Origin of the sequence: Marinobacter sp., assembly GCF_041687235.1 — a bacterium.
Taxonomy (GTDB): domain Bacteria; phylum Pseudomonadota; class Gammaproteobacteria; order Pseudomonadales; family Oleiphilaceae; genus Marinobacter.
Map to the genome: position 1 here is coordinate 227,335 of NZ_JAWLCH010000003.1, position 20,237 is coordinate 247,571.

The window sequence follows — 20,237 nt, forward strand, 5'->3', positions numbered from 1 at the left end:
GCCTCTCTTCCTTGCCATGCTCGGGTTGCTTACCCGCCGTTACAAAGCAGTAACCTTTTTACAACGGCGCACCCGGCATTATCTGACTACTTTTTAGTCACCGGCAAGATCAGATACAACCGCCGAACGCCAAAAACAAAAAACGGACAACGGGGACAAGATCCGGGAAACCCGTTGTCGAGGAGGAGAAATGTCGACATCCGTGAACCACCTCGACGAGCGCACGAGGGATTCCGCAGACCTGCTCGAAGGGATCATGCCCTCAGCCATCACCCTTGCCATGATGCTTCGTCACCGGAAAATGGCCGCGTGGCTGCGCACCGAATTTGACGGTTATCAGGACCTTGAAGCCGCACCGCCCTACCGCAGGCAACTGCATGGGCACATTGTCGCCAAGTCACCCCAGTATGGCTGGATCCCCGCACCGGTGGACGACCAGCAGAAAGAGGAGTTCGGATACCTGGATTTGCTCGAGGGAGTCAAAGCCCTGGAAAACGTCTGTGTAAACTGCAAGAAGGGCAACGGCAACCGGGTTCTGCTGGAAAAAGACGATATGGCCGTACTACAGAAACAGATCAACCTGACGGCTGAACTCGCCATCAATCTGAGCCGGGACGTGTACTGCCGCCTGCTCAGAACCGTGAGGGCGGCGATCTATCTCTGGACCCAGGAACTGATGGCCGAGGGCATTGCCGGCGAACACAACCACTACAGCCCGGACGAACGGGCCAAAGTGGCCCATCTCGATGACCCCGAGAAGTTCTGGCGGCGGGCAATGGAAGAGGTCGATAGTCTGCCGATTCCGGATGTGCGGGAGGTTGGATTCTTCGAGCGGGTATTCGGACGCGCAGGCTGAAGCCTGCCGCCCGGATCACCACAACACGCTGACCATTCCGACACTGCTTACCAGCAGAAGCACCGTTCCCAGCAGCCTGAAAAACACCGGCGTTTCGGCTCGCAGGATGCGGTCATGGGCGTAAAGCCCAATGACGTGCCCGACCGCGGCGCAGGGCAACAGCCAGAGGTGATGAACAAGCTGGAGATCGACACCGGCCCAGACAAAAGCAGCCATCTTGATCAGCACCAGGATGAACCAGAGCGCAAACAGTGTATCCCTGAGCTTCTCCTTGGGCAGGTGCTGAGCTGCAACTGCAATAATCAGGGGCGCACCAATCAGGGATGTGCCGCTGATGTAACCTCCCACCATCAGAAAAATCGCATCAACCGTCTTGCTGCCACTGCGAAACGGCCGATTGATGATGTACGACACGGAGTACAGCGCCACGATCACAAAAATGATGGCACTGAGTATGTCGGAGGGCATGGTGATCAGACCAAACACGCCAATCAGCTTGGGCACGATCATGATGCCGAGAATCCGCCACAGATACTGCCAGTCAACGGTGCCTGAGCCAGCCTCTCGGCGTTCTCCCGCCCCGGAGCGATTGTTCATCCAGATGGTCAACGACGAGAACACCAACAGGTGAACCGCGATGATGGGCAAAAAGACGAGCGGCTGGTCCAGCACCAGCAGCAAAAATGGCAGGGACAGGACGGCACCGCCAAACCCCAGCCCAGAGCGGACGAAACCACTCCAGACAAAAATGAGCGCAATCAGTAAGTACTGTAACAGCGAAAGCTCCGACATCGGCTCCCCGGTCAGGAAAAAGATCAGCGAATGTTACCTGCCCAGGGAGCAAGTCTGCGAAATTTTCTGGTTGATGAGAGCAAACGGCAAGGGTACCATCGAATAACTGTTCATATATACAGTATATGGTAACCCATGAAAACTCGCGCCACCGCCCTGAACCCCCACAACCGTTTCCAGCCGATTGTCACTGACCGTGAAGTCGACCCTGACTGGTATAACGATCCCGAAGACGATCTGAACCCCGATACCCTGGCCACGGAAGTCATTCAGGAAATCACCAAATCGATCATCAGCCGCAACACCTCACCGGATGTGCCTTTTGATCAGTCCGTTAACCCATACCGTGGATGCGAGCACGCCTGCATTTACTGTTTCGCCCGCCCTACCCACGCTTACTGGGACATGTCTCCGGGTCTGGACTTCGAAACCCGATTGATTGCCAAACCAAACGCTGCGGCGCGGCTGCGTGAAGAGCTCGACAAACCGGGTTACAAGGTTTCGCCCATTGCTTTGGGCGTGAACACCGACGCCTACCAGCCTCTTGAGCGTGACCAGAGAATTACCCGCCATATACTGGAAGTTCTGGCCGAGTATCGCCACCCCGTGTCCATCATTACCAAGGGCGCGCTCATTCTCCGGGACCTCGACCTGCTTGCCGGCCTCGCTTCCGAGGGCCTCTGCTCTGTGCGGATCAGCCTGACCAGTCTCAGTAACGACCTCAAGCGACGAATGGAACCCAGGACGGCCGCTCCGGCAACGCGACTGAAAATGATCAGGCAACTTTCGGAGGCCGGGATACCCACCGGCATTATCCTCGGCCCCGTCATCCCCTTCATCAACGATCACGAGATCGAGTCAATTCTTGAGGCCGCTGCCGAGGCCGGCGCAACCCGGGCCAGCTGGATTATGCTACGTTTGCCCCATGAGCTGGACGAACTGTTCCAGGATTGGCTACACCGGCATTTTCCGCAAAGAGCAGACCATGTGATGAGCAGGATGCGCGACCTGCGAGGTGGCAAGAGTTATGACGCTACCTTTGGCCGGAGAATGACCGGAACAGGCCCATACTCTGACCTGATTCGTCAACGGTTCACCACGAAGGCACGACGCCTGGGGCTGAACCTTCACGAGGAGGAGCCGTTGCGCACCGATCTTTTCCGGCGGCCGGGCGGGGAACAGATACCGCTGTGGTAGCCTTGTGCCAAAGGCCACCCATAGGAGTCACGATGAAATACATCCTGCTCGTGCTTTTCGGTTCACTGTTACTCTCCGGATGCCAGTCGTTGCCCCCTGCCGAGGAAGGCATGGAGTCAGACGCTGTTTTCCTCAGCGCCAGTCACTGCCTGAACGAGTATCTGGACGACCTGGACAAGGTTCATTATGGCCCCTGCCTGAAGGTCCTGAGCATCGATGGCGAAGAACCCGACATTCGGGAGGACGGTTTCATTGAGCTGCCGGCGAAAACAGCGCTGACCATCAGTGTCAGTTGCGTTTACCGTCACGCCGACGGAACCCCCATCCCGGCAACCATGGAAAACGCGGAATTTTCTGTGGCTGGCAGTACCTTTGCCAAGGCAGGCCAGCGCTGGTACCTGCATGCACACAAACAGGCCCGGCAGGTTGTTGGCTGTGAGCCAACCCTGTCGCGCTCGGTTCACCCAACCTATGACACGGATTAATTCTTACATGACCAACAAAGTCGATATCCACTACTGCACGGGTTGCCGCTGGCTTCTGCGCTCCGCCTGGATGGCACAGGAGCTGCTGACAACATTCGAAGGCGAAATCAGTGAACTGAGCCTGCACCCGGGAACTGGTGGCATTTTCGAAGTATGGGTTAATGACAATCGCATCTGGTCCCGCAAAGAAGACGGGGGCTTTCCGGAAATCACCAAGCTCAAGCAGCTGGTTCGGGACGAGATAGTTCCGGAACGGTCCCTCGGGCACTCCGACACGAAACCGTCGCCAGCGTCATGAGAGGGATATCACCCGGTCCGGAAAAACCGCTGTAGCTCCTTGATGACCTCCGCCGGAGCCTCCTCGGGCAGGAAGTGCCCGCAATCAAGAGCCCGACCCTCACTATCAGGGGCATAGTCACGCCATACCGACATAACGTCGTAGGTCCTATTCACAAAACCTTTTTCGCCCCAGAGCACCTGTAGGGGACAGCACACTTTTCTGCCGGCGTCTCTGTCTTGACGATCGTGAATCAGATCAATGCCAGCGGCCGCGCGGTAGTCTTCGCAGCTAGCGTGGATGGCCTCCGGTGCAGAGAAACAGCGAACGTACTCGGCCACAGCGGCGGGTTCGAAGTCTGCCCCGGACGCCGACCAGCGCCTGAGTTTCTCTCGAAGATAATAGTCCGGATCCAGACCGATCATATGCTCGGGTAATCCATCGGGCTGGATCAGGAAAAACCAGTGGTAGTAGCCCGTGGCGAAAGCCTGGTCCGTGTTCTCGAACATGTGCAGGGTGGGCGCGATATCCATGACGCAGGCCCGCTCCACCCGCTCCGGATAGTCCAGGCACAAACGATGGGTGACCCGGGCACCTCGATCATGACCGGCCACACTGAAATGCTGATGCCCCAATGCTTCCATCACAGCCACCATGTCCGCAGCCATCTGCCGCTTGCTGTAACTCCGATGCTCTGGATCGGAATCCGGTTTACTGCTATCACCGTAGCCACGAAGGTCCGGGCAGACAACGTTAAAATCCCCAGTCAGGGCCGTTGCCACCTTGTGCCACATCAGATGTGTCTGCGGGTAGCCATGCAAGAGCAGGAGGGGGTGTCCCGAGCCTGCGTGCGCAACGTTGATCCGGACGTCGTTGGCATCAACGGTCTGGTACTGGAACGGTTCAGGCAACCTCATCTGATCCCCCTGGCTTTGTGGTTGTTTTACCCATTGTCGCCCGGGCCAACGGAATTGCACCATACAACCAACAGACAATAATCCCGGCTGCTATGCTGACATCACAAGCCAACAGGAGCAGACATGACCTCTGACATCAGTATCGTCTGGCTGGGCACACTGGCCAGTCTCCTTGCCGGCCTGGCAACTGGGGTCGGCGCGCTGGCGATTTTTCTGGTTCGCACTATTACTCACAGACTCCAGGACGGCATGCTCGCGGCAGCGGCCGGTGTAATGCTCGCAGCGTCATTCTTCTCCCTCCTGCTCCCGGGACTGGAATACGGCGAGGAGATCACCGGCGCCACCTGGAGCTCAGCCCTGATTGTGATCTTTGGCCTGCTGTCTGGGGCGGCCGCCCTGCTCTACGTGCATCAAAAACTGCCTCATCAGCATTTTGAGTTGGGCCGGGAGGGACCTGACGCTTCCTATATACGGGGTATCTGGCTGTTTATTGTGGCGATCACTCTGCACAACTTTCCCGAGGGCATGGCTGTCGGAGTCGGTTTTGCGGGCGGGGATGTGAACAATGGCTATGTACTGGCCACCGGTATCGGACTTCAGAACATTCCTGAGGGCCTGGCCGTTGCCTTTTCCCTGCTGGCCATCGACTATTCCCGGATCAAGGCCTTCGGGGTTGCCTTACTGACCGGACTGGCTGAGCCACTGGGCGGCCTGTTCGGTGCAACCCTGGTCTGGCTGGCCGAGCCCCTCATGCCCTGGACCCTTGGCTTCGCCGCGGGCGCAATGCTGTTTATCATCAGCAACGAAATCATTCCGGAAACACACCACCGACAGTGGAAAATCATGTCCACCTTCTGCCTGTTGGGCGGCTTCGCGGTGATGATGTTTCTTGATGCCACGTTGGGCTAATCCATTCGTCCAACTCGGGGTGTATCTGCGGAGGATTTGCGTTAAAAAGAGGTCTCTAAAACAAAATAAAAACAAATCGGCGAAACATCATGAACCACAGAACCCGCTCACCGTCCGGCCGTTTCGACTATATTATCGTGGGTGCCGGCACCGCCGGCTGCCTGCTGGCCAACCGCTTGAGTGCCGACCCCGGCAACCGGGTACTGCTGATAGAGGCAGGCGGGAGGGACAACTACCACTGGATCCACATACCGGTCGGCTACCTCTACTGCATCGACAACCCTCGCACCGATTGGCGCTTTCGCACCGAGCCGGATCCGGGCCTGAATGGCCGGTCTCTGATCTACCCCCGGGGCAAAACCCTGGGCGGCTGCTCCAGCATCAACGGTATGCTCTACATTCGCGGCCAGGCCCGGGATTACGACCACTGGGCAAAGATCACCGGCGAGGAGGCATGGACCTGGGACAACTGCCTGCCCGACTTCATGCGCCATGAGGACCATTACCGTCTGGACGATGGTAGCGATGCCGACCCGGAACACCACAAGTATCACGGCCACGGCGGCGAGTGGCGAGTGGAGCACCAACGCCTGAAATGGAAAGTGCTCGAGGACTTCGCCACTGCCTGCGTGGAGGCGGGGATACCCCGTACCAGAGACTTCAACCGGGGCGATAACGAAGACGTAGACTACTTCGAAGTCAATCAGCGCTCGGGCTGGCGCTGGAACACCTCGAAGGCCTTCTTGCGAGGAGCGGAAAAACGGCCCAACCTGACCCTCTGGCATTCAACGCACGTGCTCGGCCTGGAAACGGAAACCTGTGGTTCTGGCCCACGCTGTACGGGCGTCCGTGTGGACCGGCCTGGCGAAGGCGAAATCGTTGCCAGGGCAGAGCGGGAAGTCATCTTGTCCGCCGGGGCCATCGGCTCACCACAATTGCTGCAACTATCCGGAATCGGCCCGGCCGATCTTCTCAGAGAGCATGGCATTGATGTGGTCGCCGACCTGCCCGGCATCGGCGAGAACCTGCAGGACCATCTGCAGATCCGGTCCATTTACAAGGTCAAAGGCGCCCCCACTCTGAACACGATGGCCAATTCACTGGTTGGCAAGGCCCGTATCGGTCTGGAGTACCTCCTCACCCGCTCCGGCCCCATGAGCATGGCGCCCTCACAGCTGTGTCTGTTCACCCGCAGCTCCGAGGAGTACCAGCACGCCAATATTGAATACCACGTTCAACCCCTGAGCCTGGACGCCTTCGGCCAACCACTGCACAGCTTCCCGGCCATCACTGCCAGCGTCTGCAACCTGAACCCCACCAGCCGGGGCACCGTGCGTATTCGCAGCAACGATCCAAAGCAGGCACCGGCCATCGCCCCCAATTACCTGAGCACACCGGAAGACCGGAAAGTGGCGGCGGATTCCCTGAGGGTCACCCGGCGGATTGCAGAACAACCCGCTTTCATGCAGTACCAGCCCGAGGAATTCAAACCCGGCCTGGAGTACCAGACCGACGACGAACTCGCCAAACTCGCCGGGGATATTGGCACCACGATCTTTCATCCGGTGGGCACCACCCGTATGGGGCGTGCCGATGATGAACTGGCGGTGGTGGACCCGCACCTGAGGGTCCGGGGCGTGGGCGGCCTGCGCGTGGTGGACGCGGGCGTGATGCCAACCATCACCAGCGGCAATACCAACTCCCCAACCCTGATGATTGCGGAAAAGGCCGCCCGCTGGATTCTGGCCGGTGATTGAGCATTGAACTGGTTGCAGTTTCCAGGTTTCTACGTGCGGGCAGGCTGCTAGAATCGGCAGCCTGTTTCATTTGTAGAGGACGGATCCACCATGACGCTTGCCACCTGGTTGGCTGTTGTCACTATCTGTATTCTGGGCGCCATGTCACCCGGCCCGTCGCTGGCACTGGTGCTCAAGCAGACACTTACCGGCGGTCGCCGCAACGGCGTGATCACCGCCCTTACCCATGGCATCGGTGTCGGCATCTATGCCTTCCTGAGCATCCTCGGGCTGGCCGCCATCATTACCGCCTCGCCGACGGCCTTTTCAGTCCTGCAGTGGGGCGGCGCCCTTTACCTGGCCTGGTTGGGGGTGAAAGGACTGATGGCAAAGCGGCCGTCGGATGACGAACTGCCCGAGCCGCCCACCACCAAAAGCGCAGCCCGCGACGGTTTTCTGATCGCCTTCTTCAACCCGAAAATCGCCGTGTTCTTCCTGGCTCTGTTCAGCCAGGTCGTCGGCACCGACACCAGCCTGATGGCCAAATTCGGCTACGCGGCAACGGCACTGGTTATCGATACCAGCTGGTATCTGATCGTCGCCTGGCTGTTCTCCAACCCCAAGTGGCTGAGCCTGCTCAGGCAGAAAGCCGTCTGGTTCGAGCGAATCTTTGGCGCCATTCTCCTTGGCCTGGCAGGACGCCTGGTGCTCGGCATTCTGAACGGGAAATAGGCTCACTCCGCCAGTTGGACGATCTCATCGTATTTACGAATCAGGACTACCCGCTCGGCGGCCGGTTCTGACGCCAGACTGCACGCCTCATTGACCATGGCATCGGCCACCGTGCTCGCCTCAATGCCTCGATACTTGTCCAGAGGGCCAAGCAACAGACGGTTGACCAGGGGCATGGCCTTTATGCCCAGCGCCTCTGCGGTGCGCTGCTCTTTCCGGTCACCCAGCAACAGACTGGGGTGATAGAGGGACAGGTAGGGGTAGTCGAGGCCTTTCAGGGCATCTTCAAGCTCGCCCTTGACCCGATTATAAAAAATGGTCGAAGAAGATGAGGCACCAATGGCGGACATCAGAATAAACGCCCGCACACCATAGAAACGGCCAAGCTCCCCCGCTTTCAGGGGATAACCCAGATCCACCTTGCGGAACTGCTCCTGTGAGCCGGCCTTTTTGATGGTAGTTCCCAGGCAGCAGATGATGACATCAACATCGAACAGCTCGGCGTGATCCTCCAGTTTATCGAAATCGATCTCATGCTGGGCCAGCTTGTCATGCAGAGTCGGCAGTTTATGCCGTACCAGCGCCACAACCTGTGATACCTCATCCCTGCCCAGCAAACCCTGCAGCACCTTGCCACCGGTCAAACCGGTAGCACCCAGCAACATTACCCTCATAACACCCCTTCCTCCGAGACACCTGCGTCCATAGTACCAAACGACCAATGCATGCGCTTATTGAACGGCGAACCGAATGGCAATGGCTGAGATTTGCTAATTTTCACGTTTTCCCGGTAGGGCCTATTGCCAGATCTGATCCACTCGCACTCACCGTATAATTGACTATTATCAAGTCAAGCAGCGCGTTACAACTGAGGCAGATTCCATGGTGGAACGCTTGCCACACCCGGATGGTTTCCGGCTGGTCCTGACACCCAACCGTTCCCTCAGCTGGCATGGCAATGTCAGAATCTGGGCAGCCCTGTTTGTCCTCTCAGCCCTGATAGCCACCGGCTTCACGCTTATGGGCGCCTGGGTGATCATTCCGTTTGCTGGCCTGGAGCTTATTGCCCTTGCCTGCGGTATCTACCTCACCTCCCGTGAATGCCAGCGGCAGGAGGTGCTGTCCATCGACAATGACGACATTCATCTGGAGAAAGGCAGAAAGCGCAAGCAGGCGGAATGGACCCTACCGACCCGTTATGCAAGGCTCCGGGTGGATTCACCACCCCACCCCTTCACACCGGCCAGACTGTCCCTTACCCACCGGGATACCGAGGTCTCGATTGGCGGTTTCCTGAACATTGAGGACACAGAGAAGCTCATCGGCCTGCTCGAACAAAGGGGACTGCTGATCGAACGCAAAGAGCCCGATCCGCAGATCGGGCTCTGGTTCTGAGAAGTCGTTGCTACGTGAGTCTACAGGCAAACACTATTCGTAGCGCGCCACAATCCTGTCAATTTCTCCGGCAGCACGTGCCTCGTCCAGCGCGTTCTGGAGCTCCTCAATCACCGCCGGATCGGTGTTGTTACTAAACGCCAGGTACATGGGCGTCTCCCGAAAAACCAGTACAGACTGCAACCCGGTAATGCCGTGTTCTTCTTCTGCCACCAGGGGGCCTACCAGGCCATCTGTCACCCAGAGATCTGCCTGCCCCAAAGTGAGGCGCCGAGTGTTCACATCGCCGGAAACACCCATGATCACGTTGAATCCCTTATCAACCAGATAATCGGACATCACATCGCCCTTGTAACCAGCAATTCTCAGGTCTTTGGCCTCTTCCAGTGAATTCAGCGTGATGTCGGAGTCCGGCGCGGCGAACAACGTCCACTTGATTGATGCCAGAGGCCCGACCCACTGGAACTGATCTTCCCGCTCATCAGTGCGCGCCGTGCAGAAAAGGCCATGATTTTCACGATCCTGAACCCAGTTATAGGCATAGCTCCAGTCCCGCATCTTCATGACATAGTCATAGTCGACCCGGGAAAGCATCGCTTTGACCATGTCGGTACAAATGCCAGTGATGTCATCCTCGCTATGGGCAAACCCCTTACCCGATTCAGAGGCATTGTAGGGAGGGTAGTTCTCAGTAAAGATATATAGACGCTCAGCTGCGAGAGCAGCCTGGCCAACAGCCGAGAGGGTGAGCGCGATGATGCCGGTTTTAACGCCTTTGATTACCTTAGAGGAGACCGATGCAGTTTCAGTGGGCATTCTCTAGTCCTTTTCGACGATTCAGTTGGAACGGGAGTCAAGCGGCCGCCATGAGTTAACCAATAACCAGGAACATGGTTGCATAAGCGACACTTTGGTGTTTAATGTCAGCCATTGTGGTTGATTATGCCAGCAAATCCCATGATTGCGCTTCCTGCCGAAAAAGTCAGTGACAAAACGTATCTGGATGCGGGTCAACGGCTCAGATATCGGCCGGAATGCCACGTTCACCGTCCGGTGCCGCTCTGGTGCTGACAACCCTTGCGCCGACCACTCGCAGGCTGCCATGTTTGCAGGATACGTCCAGTGGAGTTCGGGAGACCACATCGCCGTCGGCAGTAACCGTCTTCGGTTTTCCGGTGTGTACGGAGCAGCGTTCACCCTTGAGGTGAACCAGAGTACTGGTACGTCGCGGTGCCTGCCTGTTCAGTCGAACCATCAGAAAGGTGAATAACAGCTGGAGTAGGGGCCTTGGCCTGACAGCGATTACATTCAGTTGGCCATCGTTGGCCGATGCTTCGGGGATTTCGTTACCGCCTCCGAAAAACGCGCCACTGGCCACTGCGATGGAAAGCCAGCGCCCCTTCACGACGCCCGGGCCACACCGGATGGTTGCCCTGAAACCTCGCCTGGCATTTAACCAACGCAGCAATTCGACAACGTAGCTGAAACGCCCCAGGATTTTCTTCTCGGTCCCGGGGGACTGGCGCGCAGGTAAGGTACCCATGCCAACATGGGCGACATTCAGGAAAATACCATCACCATAGTCTGCCACATCAACCGTTTGCGTGACGCCCCTGGCAATCAGCTCGCACAGGGCTTGCGGCTGGTGTGGAAGCCCGAGATTCCTTGAAAAGTCGTTCGCCGTGCCGGAGGGCAGAATGGCCAGCGTGGCGCCTTTTTCCCGGCAGATTGCAGCGGCCCGGTTGACCGAGCCATCGCCGCCCGCAACGATAACCGTGTCGCGGACACTCAGATTCCCGGTCCAGTCGACCTCTTCAAAGTCGCGACACAGGGGATCGTGGATACCCGCGGTTGCAAGATGGTCCAGCCAGAAGTCCCGGCCACGCTCACCATCACCTGCCCTGGAATTGCAAATCAGCCAATAGGTCATTGCGCTTGTCTCCGTTCCATCGCTACAGCACAATTCTTACAACCATTCCCTCACAATAATGAACAACAAGGCAAGCGCCATGGACTTTGTCAGAACCCCGGAAACACGGTTTGATCGATTGCTTGATTACCCGTTTGACCCCCATTACCTGGAGGTGAACGGTCTGCGAATGCATTACGTGGATGAGGGCCCCACCGAGGCAAACCCCATCCTGATGATGCACGGAGAGCCCTCATGGTCCTACCTGTACCGTCACATGATCCCCATATGCGCGGCGGCCGGCCACAGGGTTGTCGCACCGGACCTGATCGGTTTCGGTAAATCCGACAAACCCACGGCTATCGATGACTATTCCTACCAGCAGCACATGGACTGGATGCAGTCGTTCCTGGATCAGCTTGGGCTCACCAACATTACTCTGGTATGCCAGGATTGGGGCTCATTACTGGGGCTGCGGCTGGCAGCCGAGAATCCCGACCGGTTCCGGGCCATTGTGGTGGGCAATGGCATGCTGCCTACCGGCGATCAGAAAGCACCACCGGCGTTCAAGATCTGGAAAAACTTCGCGCTGCACAGCCCCTGGTTCCCCATTGCGCGGATTATCAACACTGGCTCTTTCCGCAAGCTGGGTCCCGACGAAATACGCGCCTATGATGCGCCCTTCCCCGGCAAGAAATACAAGGCTGGCGCCCGGGCCTTCCCCCGCCTGGTGCCAATGCAGCCCAACGACCCGGCCAGCGAGGCCAATCGGAACGCCTGGAAAATACTTGAACGGTGGGAAAAACCGTTTCTGACCACATTCAGCAACGGTGATCCGATTACCCGGGGCGGGGATGCGTATATGCAGAAGCGGATCCCGGGAGCCAAAGACCAGCCCCACGTAACCCTCAAGGGTGGCCATTTTCTCCAGGAGGATTCGCCAGTGCCCTTTGCCCAGGCAATCAATCGCCTGCTCGCCACCCTCGCCTGAGTATTTCAGTCCAGAAGCCTGCAGCCTCAGTCCTGGCCTACCGCCACCCTGGGTCGGTAGTGCCAGGATGACCAGCTATAGAGGCCCAGAGCGATCCAGATCACCACAAAGCTGGTCAGCTGGATATCGCTCAGCGGTTCCCCGAAAACCAGCAGGGCAATAAAAAACTGCAGGGTCGGGTTGATATACATCAGGAACCCCACGGTTGCCAACCGCAGGCGCCGGGCAGCGCCGGCAAACAGGAGCAACGGGATGGCCGTCACGATGCCGCTGGCCATCAGCAAAGCACCAAGGTAAGCGCTACCACCAAAGTGGGACATGCCCTCAGTGGCAAGCCAGCCAAAGGTAAGCAGGCCGACCGGGAGCAGCAACAGAGTCTCGACGAATAGCCCGGACAACCCATCCAGCATGACCTGTTTTCGAACCAGGCCGTAGGTGCCAAAACTCATGGCCAGGGCCAGAGAAATCCACGGCAGCTCACCGAGAAGCGCCAACTGTATCAGGATTCCGATACCTGCTAGCACCACGGCTGCCATCTGCCATGCCCCCATACGCTCACGAAGGACAAGCATGCCCAGAGCAACATTGACCAACGGCGTCAGGAAATAGCCCAGACTGGCCTGCAGCACGTGACGGGTTTCCACGGCATAAATGTAGATACCCCAGTTGGCGGCGATGAGTAACGCACAGGCAAGTACTCGCCAGAGCTGGGACGGGTTTGCCAGCGCCGCCCGAACCGCAGGCCACCGCCGCAAGCCACTGATGACAAGGGCCAGAAACACGCAGGACCAGATAATCCGGTGAATCAGGATTTCAAACGCCGGAACGCCTTCGAACAGGGCAAAGAAAAGAGGAAAGCAGCCCCAGATGGTATAGGCGCCCAAACCATACCAGACGCCCTTGGTTACTTCTGTCATTTGCCCACCATCCCGGGACCCGTTGTGCTACGCGGCTTTTTTCTGGGTGACCACCAGGGCCACACCAACAATAGCGATCACGCCTCCCGTCATGGCTAACCCACCGAGGCGCTCATCAAACAGCAGGTACGCTTCCAGCGCGGTAACCGGCGGCACCAGATAGAACAGGCTGGCGACCTGGGAAGCAGCTCCCTGGCGAATCAGCCACATCAACAGCAGGACGGCGCCGATGGATAACCCGACGACAAGCCAGGCCATGGACAGCTGCAGCTGCAGACTCCACTCGACTTCCCTCGTTTCCAGGGCAAAGGCTCCGAGCGCAAACAAGGCGGCCGCTGCCGAAAACTGAATCAGGGAGCCCGCCACCAGATCCGCGTTGGTGCCGTAGCGTTTCTGGTAGACAGTTCCCAGGGATATGCCGGCGAGGGCGAACACGGCCCACAGCAGACTCCAGGGTGAGAACATTGAGTCTGAGCCGTTGCCGCCGAATTTCTCAAGTAGCACCAGAGCAACACCGATGAGGCCGAGCGCAAGTCCGACCCACTGGCGGCCACTGACGGACTCCTTGAGGAAGGCCACGGCTGCAGCTGCGGTCACAAGCGGCTGCAAGCCAACGATCAGGGAAACAATCCCGGACGCCATACCGTCCTGGATCGCGTAGTAGACCCCGCCCAGGTAGCAGCCATGTACCAGTAGGCCCGTGACCGCCAGATGACCGGCGCCGCGCCAGCCCGGCCAGCGGGTTTTCATGATCCAGGCAAGGCCCGCCAGCAATACCAGCGTCAACAGCATGCGGATCAGTAGCAGCGTAAACGGCTCTGCGAACGGCAGGCCGTACTTGGCGCCTATAAAGCCGGTGCTCCAGAGCCAGACGAACAGCGCGGGCACGAAGAATGAGAAAAACAGTGAGCGCATGGACCCCAACCGGATTCAATGTATTTGTCAGTCAGCTTACTTTATAAGTTAGCACGCAAACAAAACAGATACAGAGAACCGGTTTCGCAGCCAGCACAGTTGGTCAGGCGGCATTCTCTGCCACCCTCACCTCGATTTCAGGTTCGGCATCATGCCAGCGGCCCTCCCAGGTTACTTCAGGCACCTCACCCGGCTGTGGCGTAATGGTGATGGAAATGGTTCCGAAACTGGTTGGCGCGGGGCCGAAGCGGATGGGTTTGTCCTGTTCCAGCCAGCGAGGGGGAATGCCCCCACAGAGAATCAGGCTATCGCCCTCCTCCCTGACAAAACAGTTGCGCACCATCAGCACCCACTCGGCCGATGCCCAGACATGGTGTCCGTCCCCCATACAACCACCGCCGGTTGCGGGGTGAATAGCTTCTGGCCACTGGCCCGTGGGTGATGCCAGCCCGGCGACAGCATCGACAAGCTCGAGAAAACGGGGATCCCCGGCCCGCAACAACACCTGAGCCACATGCAGTGTCAGGTAGGCATTGAGCCCAGAGTGAATCATGTCCTGGTAAAACGCGCCTTTCACAAAGCACTTCTGTAGCAGAAACTCGACACAATCCAGCAATCTCGGATCATCCGGTTTGCACAACTGGGTGGGATACCCAATTGCCAGAGAACCAATGGCACCGGCATCCAGCCGTCGATAGGGTGAGGCCGGCATCCCCGGCCGTTTCAGCCGTTGTTCACAGGTCGCCAGGCTCCGGTCGACAGTCTGGGAAAATTCCAGGGCACCGGCACCAAAATGCTCGCTGCTTTCCCGGTCAGTGGGTTCGAGCATTGCCTCGGCAGCCTTGAGACCGGCAATTCCCCAGAAATCGTCCCAATAATAATAATCATTGGGGCCCAGGTGCTCGGCACTGAAGCCCGCAGGCAACAACCCCGCGTGGGGCTGGCCGGTGGTGTCACTCAGACGCTTGTTCTCTATCCAGCGAGCGCCCTTACGGACCGGTTCTTGCCATTCCGAAGGAAGAGGCCGGCCTGTGAGTTCATAAAAGCGCCGAAGAATCCAAAGCACTTCCCCATTTGCATCCCACTCTCCTTCCTGGGAACGGAAGTAGCCGTTCCTCAACTGCCGGTCGGGAAACTGGTACAGCGCACGTTCGGCACGATCTGTCAGGCCGGCACAAAGCAAGGCATGGATAATGAACGCCGCATCGCGAAACCAGAAGCGCTTGTAGGTATATGGCCCGGGATATACGTCCTCCGGAGAATGCAGCACCAGCGAATGAAGTGCTGCGTCATAGAGGAACTGCCAGGTTTCATCGGGGCACTCCAGCCGGGCATGCCCCCTCAGGGACTCGGCCCAGCCGTCGGAACGGATGACAGATGCCAAATCATCCTTAAGTGGCACCCTTACCGTCAGCTCCGACTCTTCCCCTGCCTGAAGTTTGAACAAGGCCGCCGCCGTGACCATGCCCACATCACACTGGCCCTCGCTCTGGGCTTCCCTGTCCTGCAAATGAATGCGAACGTCGCCCTGTCGGTAGTCGGAAACATGATGTTCCTCAGCCGGCCGGCTGAAGAAGACGGCCTGCTTGCCATCCACAGTCCAGGCATCCCGTTGGTCTGACAGCCGAACCTTGTTGATAAAGCTGATGCCCTCCGGGTTGGCGGGACGCAAGGATATCACCAGCGAGCCGGACGTCTGTGACCGCGCTGTCACAACCATCTCGCAAACCGGGCGGCCATTGTCCACCACCACCCGGGAACGACTGGTCAGGGCAAGCCCATCCAGCTCTGACTCCGTGACCACACAGGGACCATCCCCAAGCTCCTGTCGCTGCACGGCCGTTTTGCTGCGAGACGGTATGAGGCATCGGCCATCATCTGCCAGTACCCAGGCGTCCAGTGACCAGCCATCATGGAAAGGCGTCAACAAGCCTCGGGGATCCACAACCGGCAGTTCATCCACATCGGGCTGCCCGATCGCTGTCCAGTTTCGGTTACTCAGGTTGATGTGGGTGATCGAAAACGCCCGGGGAATAAAGGCAACGTCCCCGGGATCAAACTGGCGCTCAACCCAGTAGGGCCAGACCCAATCCAGGTTGTGCTGGATGACCCGACTATTGATCAGCCCCCGCGCGTGAAATACCACGCCGGCCCTGAGCAGCTCGATCGGCTCCCCGACCTCCGAAGGCTGGGCAAAACTGTGCAGCTTTCCCAGAAGCGCGATCGGATCCAGGAAACCATGGCGGTGGGCCATGCGCTTTACCAGATACCGCCAGGGCAACCACTTCATCCAGCTCATTGGCCTGTCTCCTGTTCTGTTGGTTCGGTCTCGACTTTGTAACGGGCCAGTGCCCGCCGGGCGAGTCGGTTGAGAAACACCACTGCCAGTACAGTGCCTACGAAACCGGCGCCGTAGATGGCCCATTCAAGCGGTGTTCGACCGGTTTCCCGAACGCCAAGGGTGGACAGATCAGCCGCCAGCGACCCCAGATAAACGTTATGAAGCGAGAAAGGGATGATCCCCAGGAAAGTGCCCGCTACAAAGCCACCAAACGAAAAGTTGGTCAGGCCGAACAGAAAATTGGACAGCTTGCCCGGAAAGAAAGGAATCAAACGGGTAAGTAGCACGATTTTCCAGCCGTGGGGCGCCATTTCGTTGCTTACCACAGACAATCTCGCACGGCTGCGGATATATACATGGGCATGCTCGCCCAGAAAATGCCGGGCAATCAGAAAGGCAATGGCCGAGCCCAGGGTAGTCCCCACCACCACATAAGCCGTGCCCTCGAGCACGCCAAACACAAAGCCAGCACCCGTCGTCAGTAGCACGCCCGGCAGCAGAAGCACCATGGCGATGGCCATGATACCGATGAACAGGAAAGCCGCCCACGCACCCTGGGTATCAAACCAGCGCAACAGGTCAACGACCTGCTGATGAACCCCGAACGCATAGAGCAGACCAACAATCAGCCCGACTCCGGCAATACTTCCGCCCATCCAGAGGACGGGCGATTTCTTCCAGTTGCTCATTACCCTACCCTAACGCGGGAAGGCGCCGGGTCTCAAAGTTTATGGGCACCCTCCTCACAGGATTCAGGGGCTACTGAGTATCGACTGGAGCTTCTGGGTCAGCTCTACGGCCTCTGCGCCCAAGGGGGTAAGATAGCCGCCATCTTTCTGGCTGATCAGCCCCTTGGCGTGCAGGCTTTCAGCGGCCCTCACGGTTTCCGGTGCCGCCGAGTGGGCATGAACCTTAAGCCCCTCCTGATTCGAGGTCGAGGGAAACTGACCCAGGAGATTGAGTTCCGCAAGGTGATCAACAGAGAATGGCATGGGATTTCCTCGTATTATGGTCGGGGTTTTACACTCAGCATAGCCGATTCACACCATGAAGCTTTCCCGGATTCTCAGCAACCGAAATAACATCAGTCGGCGCCAGGCCAATTTCATGATCGCCTCTGGCCGGGTGGTCGTGAACAATGCCACCTGCAGGGATCCGGCTGCCGACGTGGATCGGTTTTCAAACGTTGTGTTGGACGGAGAGATCCTTCAGCAAGCTGAGCCCTGTCATTACCTCATGCTCCATAAACCCGCGGGCTTTTTGAGTGCGACATTCGATGACACACACCGAACCGTCATGGAGCTGATCGCCCCGAAACTTCGACCGGATCTTCACATTGCCGGAAGGCTCGACCGTGCCAGTACCGGGCTGCTGATCCTCACCAACGATGGCCGATGGTCCCGGCAACTTACAGAACCCCGAATCAAAATCCCCAAGGTGTATCGTGTAAGCACCGCCCATCCAATTTCCCCGGAGACCTGCCAGCGATTCGCCGAAGGCATCTGGTTTGAATTCGAGCAACTGACCACGTCACCCGCGCTTCTGGACATTCTGGCCCCCCACGAGGCGAGAGTAACCATCTACGAGGGCCGCTATCATCAGGTGAAACGGATGTTTCACGCCGTCGGCAACCGCGTGACGGCGCTACACCGGGAACGCATGGGGAAGATACTCCTGGACCAAAGTCTCTGCGAGGGCGAGTATCGGGCCCTGACCAGCGATGAACTCGATATCACAGTTGATTGATCTGGCTCAGCGCGCCTGCGGCCCCATGAACTATGCTGTTCTTGACGCAATTCCTGGAAACACGGACGATTCATGCCAATGGCGAACCAGACAAGCACGCTTTATCCCCGGCCACTGCGCCATCTGAGCAGCTACCTTTCGGGACTGGTGCAAGGAAAACTCTGGCTGAAGGTCCTGATCGGCATGTTCCTTGGGCTGGTAACAGGAACCCTTCTGGGCCCCTCAGTCGGGCTTGTGGAGCCCGAAACAGGTACCCTGATTGGTAACTGGCTCGCCTTCCCGGGGCAATTGTTCCTTGCCACCATACAAATGATCGTGATTCCCCTGGTAATTGCCTCGGTGGTGCGCGGGCTCGCGGCCAGCGAAGACCTGGATCAGTTGCGCAAGCTGGGGCTGAGAGTTACCGGTTTCTTTGTGATAACCACCGCTATCGCCGCATCGATTGGCCTCTGGATCGGCAACCTTATCAACCCGGGACGAATGATGTCTGGCCTGGCAGCGCCTGCGGCATCCGGAGAAAACAACGTCCCCGTTGCCTCCATGCCCGGTGTGGACGAACTCCCCAAAACCCTGATCGGACTCCTGCCCGGCAACCCTCTCGATGCCATGGTTGAGGGCCAGATGCTTCAGGTGGTGATCTTTTCCATCATAATTGGTATTGCCCTGGTTAGTATGGCCCCGGAAAAATCCCGGCCAATGCTGGATTTGCTCGATTCGCTGCAGCAAATCTGTATGACCGTCGTGCGCTGGGCCATGCGACTGGCCCCCATTGCCGTGTTTGGCCTTATGGCCCAACTGACAACCACCCTCGGGTTTCGGGCAATGCTGGGTATGGCCTCCTATGTGGCAACTGTCATTGCCGGGCTGCTGGTACTGCTTGGGTTCTACATGCTGATACTGAAATTCCTGGCGGGCCAGTCTCCCCTGCGCTTTCTGAAAGACAGCCGGGACGTATTGCTGCTCGCTTTTTCAACATCCAGTTCCGCGGCTGTCATGCCCCTGTCCATTCGAACCGCAGAAGACAAGCTGGGTGTCCGGCCGTCGGTCTCCCAGTTTGTCATTCCACTCGGCGCTACCATCAACATGAACGGCACGGCACTCTATCAGGCTGTCGCGACCATCTTTCTGGCGCAGGTTTACGGTATTGACCTCAGCATGGGTAGCATGGCGCTGGTGGTGGCGATGGCGGTCGGGGCGTCTATCGGCTCTCCGGCCACGCCCGGGGTAGGCATCGTCATCCTGGCCATGGTGTTGCAGACGGTGGGCATTCCGCCCAGCGGTATTGCTCTGATTATGGGTGTGGATCGAATTCTGGATATGTGCCGTACCGCTATCAACGTCACGGGCGATCTGGTCACTTGCCGTTTGATGGAGAACTGGTCGGGGAAGAGGCTGCCTGACGAACCGCTCCCCAAGGAGCCCTAGTAACATTGGGACACCGGCCGCGAACCGGAATTTGAAGTGGAATCCAGTGAGAACTCACGGCTGATCTGAAAAGAGGCGCTCTACCACCGCCTCACAGACCTGATCCTGATTCAGGCCGGCGCCTTTAACGCTCAGATCCGCATACCGGGAATACAAGTCGAACCTTTCTTCGAACAGCGCCTGGAGTGACTGATCCGGCCTCCTGGAAATACCTCGCATACTGTGGTCACCGATGCGTTCGATAACCAGATCAAGCGGAATGTCGAGGAAAATCACGGTACCGTTGCTTTTGAGGTGTTCCATGGCACGGGCACTATAGACCGCGCTGCCCCCGGTGCTTATAACCTTGTGCGTTACGTCAAGCTTCAGAAGCACCTGTTCTTCAATTTGTCTCAGGGCTTCGTAGCCGTCCTGGTCTACAATAGCCTGGAGGGTGCGGCCGGCTTCTTCCTGGATCAGCAGATCGGTATCGACAAACCCCAGGCCCAGGCGTTTGGCCAGCAGAACACCCACCGTGCTCTTGCCACTGCCGGGCATACCAATGAGAACGAGGTTTCCTGGGTCGGTCTGATTAGACATGATGCTTGTGAGTGACCTCTCTGGAGAATGAGAACTGGCCGACAATAAAGGCAGAACGTAACATTTTTACGACAGAGCGCGCGCTTTATTCCGCCGTACAAGCCCGTATAATCCGGGA

Annotated in this window: 22 protein-coding genes; 11 read left to right on the plus strand and 11 right to left on the minus strand. The window is 58.0% G+C overall.

Annotation, left to right across the window (positions count from 1 at the left end; all coding sequences use genetic code 11):
- Positions 1 to 190 precede the first annotated feature (190 nt).
- A complete protein-coding gene (locus ACESMK_RS06530) occupies positions 191 to 856 on the plus strand; it encodes a hypothetical protein (RefSeq protein WP_372996456.1) in 666 nt (221 codons plus the stop codon).
- 15 nt (positions 857 to 871) lie between these two features.
- Here ACESMK_RS06530 and ACESMK_RS06535 read toward each other — a convergent pair whose 3' ends face one another.
- Positions 872 to 1,648 (minus strand): TSUP family transporter, encoded by a 777-nt coding sequence (locus ACESMK_RS06535; protein ID WP_372996458.1) that lies wholly within the window; start codon positions 1,646 to 1,648, stop codon positions 872 to 874.
- A gap of 135 nt (positions 1,649 to 1,783) precedes the next feature.
- On the opposite strand from ACESMK_RS06535, the gene ACESMK_RS06540 reads away from it, so the two are divergent.
- From ACESMK_RS06540 to ACESMK_RS06550, 3 genes are read left to right on the plus strand one after another with little or no spacing between them, the layout of a single operon-like run.
- Positions 1,784 to 2,845: a PA0069 family radical SAM protein gene (locus tag ACESMK_RS06540; protein ID WP_372996460.1), complete on the plus strand. Its 1,062-nt coding sequence runs from the start codon at positions 1,784 to 1,786 to the stop codon at positions 2,843 to 2,845.
- A gap of 32 nt (positions 2,846 to 2,877) precedes the next feature.
- Complete coding sequence (locus tag ACESMK_RS06545) at positions 2,878 to 3,330, plus strand: hypothetical protein (protein WP_372996462.1); 453 nt, start codon at positions 2,878 to 2,880, stop codon at positions 3,328 to 3,330.
- Between the two features lie 7 nt (positions 3,331 to 3,337).
- Positions 3,338 to 3,628: a SelT/SelW/SelH family protein gene (locus ACESMK_RS06550; RefSeq protein WP_372996464.1), complete on the plus strand. Its 291-nt coding sequence runs from the start codon at positions 3,338 to 3,340 to the stop codon at positions 3,626 to 3,628.
- 8 nt (positions 3,629 to 3,636) lie between these two features.
- Here ACESMK_RS06550 and ACESMK_RS06555 read toward each other — a convergent pair whose 3' ends face one another.
- Positions 3,637 to 4,524: an alpha/beta fold hydrolase gene (locus ACESMK_RS06555; RefSeq protein WP_372996466.1), complete on the minus strand. Its 888-nt coding sequence runs from the start codon at positions 4,522 to 4,524 to the stop codon at positions 3,637 to 3,639.
- A 123-nt stretch (positions 4,525 to 4,647) separates the two neighbouring features.
- Here ACESMK_RS06555 and ACESMK_RS06560 point away from each other — a divergent pair, with 123 nt between their 5' ends.
- The 3 genes from ACESMK_RS06560 (at position 4,648) to ACESMK_RS06570 (ending at position 7,901) form a co-directional block, all read left to right on the plus strand.
- A complete protein-coding gene (locus tag ACESMK_RS06560) occupies positions 4,648 to 5,433 on the plus strand; it encodes a ZIP family metal transporter (protein ID WP_372996468.1) in 786 nt (261 codons plus the stop codon).
- 89 nt (positions 5,434 to 5,522) lie between these two features.
- The gene (locus ACESMK_RS06565; RefSeq protein WP_372996470.1) at positions 5,523 to 7,190 is read left to right on the plus strand and encodes a GMC family oxidoreductase; all 1,668 of its coding nucleotides are present in this window, start codon (positions 5,523 to 5,525) and stop codon (positions 7,188 to 7,190) included.
- Positions 7,191 to 7,280: 90 nt separating this feature from the next.
- Complete coding sequence (locus ACESMK_RS06570) at positions 7,281 to 7,901, plus strand: LysE family translocator (RefSeq protein ID WP_372996472.1); 621 nt, start codon at positions 7,281 to 7,283, stop codon at positions 7,899 to 7,901.
- 2 nt (positions 7,902 to 7,903) lie between these two features.
- On the opposite strand, the gene ACESMK_RS06575 is transcribed toward ACESMK_RS06570, so the two are convergent.
- Positions 7,904 to 8,575, minus strand: a complete 672-nt coding sequence (locus tag ACESMK_RS06575) for an NAD-dependent epimerase/dehydratase family protein (protein WP_372996474.1) — start codon at positions 8,573 to 8,575, stop codon at positions 7,904 to 7,906.
- 208 nt (positions 8,576 to 8,783) lie between these two features.
- Here ACESMK_RS06575 and ACESMK_RS06580 point away from each other — a divergent pair, with 208 nt between their 5' ends.
- Positions 8,784 to 9,296 carry a DUF2244 domain-containing protein gene (locus tag ACESMK_RS06580; RefSeq protein WP_372996476.1) on the plus strand — a complete coding sequence of 171 codons (513 nt, stop codon included), beginning with the start codon at positions 8,784 to 8,786 and terminating at the stop codon, positions 9,294 to 9,296.
- 33 nt (positions 9,297 to 9,329) lie between these two features.
- On the opposite strand, the gene ACESMK_RS06585 is transcribed toward ACESMK_RS06580, so the two are convergent.
- Together ACESMK_RS06585 and ACESMK_RS06590 are read right to left on the minus strand one after the other, a co-directional pair.
- Positions 9,330 to 10,112 (minus strand): substrate-binding periplasmic protein, encoded by a 783-nt coding sequence (locus tag ACESMK_RS06585; RefSeq protein WP_372996478.1) that lies wholly within the window; start codon positions 10,110 to 10,112, stop codon positions 9,330 to 9,332.
- 202 nt (positions 10,113 to 10,314) lie between these two features.
- The gene (locus ACESMK_RS06590) at positions 10,315 to 11,226 is read right to left on the minus strand and encodes a diacylglycerol/lipid kinase family protein (protein WP_372996480.1); all 912 of its coding nucleotides are present in this window, start codon (positions 11,224 to 11,226) and stop codon (positions 10,315 to 10,317) included.
- 79 nt (positions 11,227 to 11,305) lie between these two features.
- Between ACESMK_RS06590 and ACESMK_RS06595 the strand changes: the two genes are divergently transcribed.
- Complete coding sequence (locus tag ACESMK_RS06595; RefSeq protein ID WP_372996482.1) at positions 11,306 to 12,196, plus strand: haloalkane dehalogenase; 891 nt, start codon at positions 11,306 to 11,308, stop codon at positions 12,194 to 12,196.
- Between the two features lie 26 nt (positions 12,197 to 12,222).
- Here ACESMK_RS06595 and rarD read toward each other — a convergent pair whose 3' ends face one another.
- The 5 genes from rarD to ACESMK_RS06620 all read right to left on the minus strand — a co-directional run bounded on the left by rarD (position 12,223) and on the right by ACESMK_RS06620 (position 17,361).
- The gene (gene rarD, locus ACESMK_RS06600) at positions 12,223 to 13,113 is read right to left on the minus strand and encodes an EamA family transporter RarD (protein ID WP_372996484.1); all 891 of its coding nucleotides are present in this window, start codon (positions 13,111 to 13,113) and stop codon (positions 12,223 to 12,225) included.
- A 27-nt stretch (positions 13,114 to 13,140) separates the two neighbouring features.
- On the minus strand, positions 13,141 to 14,028 hold the full coding sequence (locus ACESMK_RS06605) for a DMT family transporter (RefSeq protein WP_372996486.1): 888 nt from the start codon (positions 14,026 to 14,028) through the stop codon (positions 13,141 to 13,143).
- Between the two features lie 103 nt (positions 14,029 to 14,131).
- On the minus strand, positions 14,132 to 16,327 hold the full coding sequence (locus ACESMK_RS06610; RefSeq protein ID WP_372996488.1) for a hypothetical protein: 2,196 nt from the start codon (positions 16,325 to 16,327) through the stop codon (positions 14,132 to 14,134).
- A complete protein-coding gene (locus ACESMK_RS06615) occupies positions 16,324 to 17,058 on the minus strand; it encodes a TVP38/TMEM64 family protein (RefSeq protein WP_372996490.1) in 735 nt (244 codons plus the stop codon). The genes ACESMK_RS06610 and ACESMK_RS06615 overlap by 4 nt, the downstream gene beginning before the upstream one ends.
- A 63-nt stretch (positions 17,059 to 17,121) precedes the next feature.
- Positions 17,122 to 17,361 carry a TIGR02647 family protein gene (locus ACESMK_RS06620; protein WP_372996492.1) on the minus strand — a complete coding sequence of 80 codons (240 nt, stop codon included), beginning with the start codon at positions 17,359 to 17,361 and terminating at the stop codon, positions 17,122 to 17,124.
- Between the two features lie 55 nt (positions 17,362 to 17,416).
- On the opposite strand from ACESMK_RS06620, the gene ACESMK_RS06625 reads away from it, so the two are divergent.
- Together ACESMK_RS06625 and ACESMK_RS06630 are read left to right on the plus strand one after the other, a co-directional pair.
- Entirely contained in the window at positions 17,417 to 18,115 is a 699-nt protein-coding gene (locus ACESMK_RS06625; RefSeq protein ID WP_372996494.1) for a pseudouridine synthase, read from the plus strand.
- A 72-nt stretch (positions 18,116 to 18,187) separates the two neighbouring features.
- Entirely contained in the window at positions 18,188 to 19,540 is a 1,353-nt protein-coding gene (locus ACESMK_RS06630; protein WP_372996496.1) for a dicarboxylate/amino acid:cation symporter, read from the plus strand.
- Between the two features lie 54 nt (positions 19,541 to 19,594).
- Here ACESMK_RS06630 and ACESMK_RS06635 read toward each other — a convergent pair whose 3' ends face one another.
- Positions 19,595 to 20,119, minus strand: coding sequence for a shikimate kinase (locus ACESMK_RS06635; RefSeq protein ID WP_372996498.1), 525 nt, complete (start codon positions 20,117 to 20,119; stop codon positions 19,595 to 19,597).
- Between the last annotated feature and the right edge of the window lie 118 nt (positions 20,120 to 20,237).

Coding starts and splice junctions, on each gene's coding strand:
- ACESMK_RS06530 (WP_372996456.1), top strand. CDS start 191: ATGTCGACATCCGTGAACCACCTCGACGAGCGCACGAGGGATTCCGCA.
- ACESMK_RS06535 (WP_372996458.1), bottom strand. CDS start 1,648: ATGTCGGAGCTTTCGCTGTTACAGTACTTACTGATTGCGCTCATTTTT.
- ACESMK_RS06540 (WP_372996460.1), top strand. CDS start 1,784: ATGAAAACTCGCGCCACCGCCCTGAACCCCCACAACCGTTTCCAGCCG.
- ACESMK_RS06545 (WP_372996462.1), top strand. CDS start 2,878: ATGAAATACATCCTGCTCGTGCTTTTCGGTTCACTGTTACTCTCCGGA.
- ACESMK_RS06550 (WP_372996464.1), top strand. CDS start 3,338: ATGACCAACAAAGTCGATATCCACTACTGCACGGGTTGCCGCTGGCTT.
- ACESMK_RS06555 (WP_372996466.1), bottom strand. CDS start 4,524: ATGAGGTTGCCTGAACCGTTCCAGTACCAGACCGTTGATGCCAACGAC.
- ACESMK_RS06560 (WP_372996468.1), top strand. CDS start 4,648: ATGACCTCTGACATCAGTATCGTCTGGCTGGGCACACTGGCCAGTCTC.
- ACESMK_RS06565 (WP_372996470.1), top strand. CDS start 5,523: ATGAACCACAGAACCCGCTCACCGTCCGGCCGTTTCGACTATATTATC.
- ACESMK_RS06570 (WP_372996472.1), top strand. CDS start 7,281: ATGACGCTTGCCACCTGGTTGGCTGTTGTCACTATCTGTATTCTGGGC.
- ACESMK_RS06575 (WP_372996474.1), bottom strand. CDS start 8,575: ATGAGGGTAATGTTGCTGGGTGCTACCGGTTTGACCGGTGGCAAGGTG.
- ACESMK_RS06580 (WP_372996476.1), top strand. CDS start 8,784: ATGGTGGAACGCTTGCCACACCCGGATGGTTTCCGGCTGGTCCTGACA.
- ACESMK_RS06585 (WP_372996478.1), bottom strand. CDS start 10,112: ATGCCCACTGAAACTGCATCGGTCTCCTCTAAGGTAATCAAAGGCGTT.
- ACESMK_RS06590 (WP_372996480.1), bottom strand. CDS start 11,226: ATGACCTATTGGCTGATTTGCAATTCCAGGGCAGGTGATGGTGAGCGT.
- ACESMK_RS06595 (WP_372996482.1), top strand. CDS start 11,306: ATGGACTTTGTCAGAACCCCGGAAACACGGTTTGATCGATTGCTTGAT.
- rarD (WP_372996484.1), bottom strand. CDS start 13,113: ATGACAGAAGTAACCAAGGGCGTCTGGTATGGTTTGGGCGCCTATACC.
- ACESMK_RS06605 (WP_372996486.1), bottom strand. CDS start 14,028: ATGCGCTCACTGTTTTTCTCATTCTTCGTGCCCGCGCTGTTCGTCTGG.
- ACESMK_RS06610 (WP_372996488.1), bottom strand. CDS start 16,327: ATGAGCTGGATGAAGTGGTTGCCCTGGCGGTATCTGGTAAAGCGCATG.
- ACESMK_RS06615 (WP_372996490.1), bottom strand. CDS start 17,058: ATGAGCAACTGGAAGAAATCGCCCGTCCTCTGGATGGGCGGAAGTATT.
- ACESMK_RS06620 (WP_372996492.1), bottom strand. CDS start 17,361: ATGCCATTCTCTGTTGATCACCTTGCGGAACTCAATCTCCTGGGTCAG.
- ACESMK_RS06625 (WP_372996494.1), top strand. CDS start 17,417: ATGAAGCTTTCCCGGATTCTCAGCAACCGAAATAACATCAGTCGGCGC.
- ACESMK_RS06630 (WP_372996496.1), top strand. CDS start 18,188: ATGCCAATGGCGAACCAGACAAGCACGCTTTATCCCCGGCCACTGCGC.
- ACESMK_RS06635 (WP_372996498.1), bottom strand. CDS start 20,119: ATGTCTAATCAGACCGACCCAGGAAACCTCGTTCTCATTGGTATGCCC.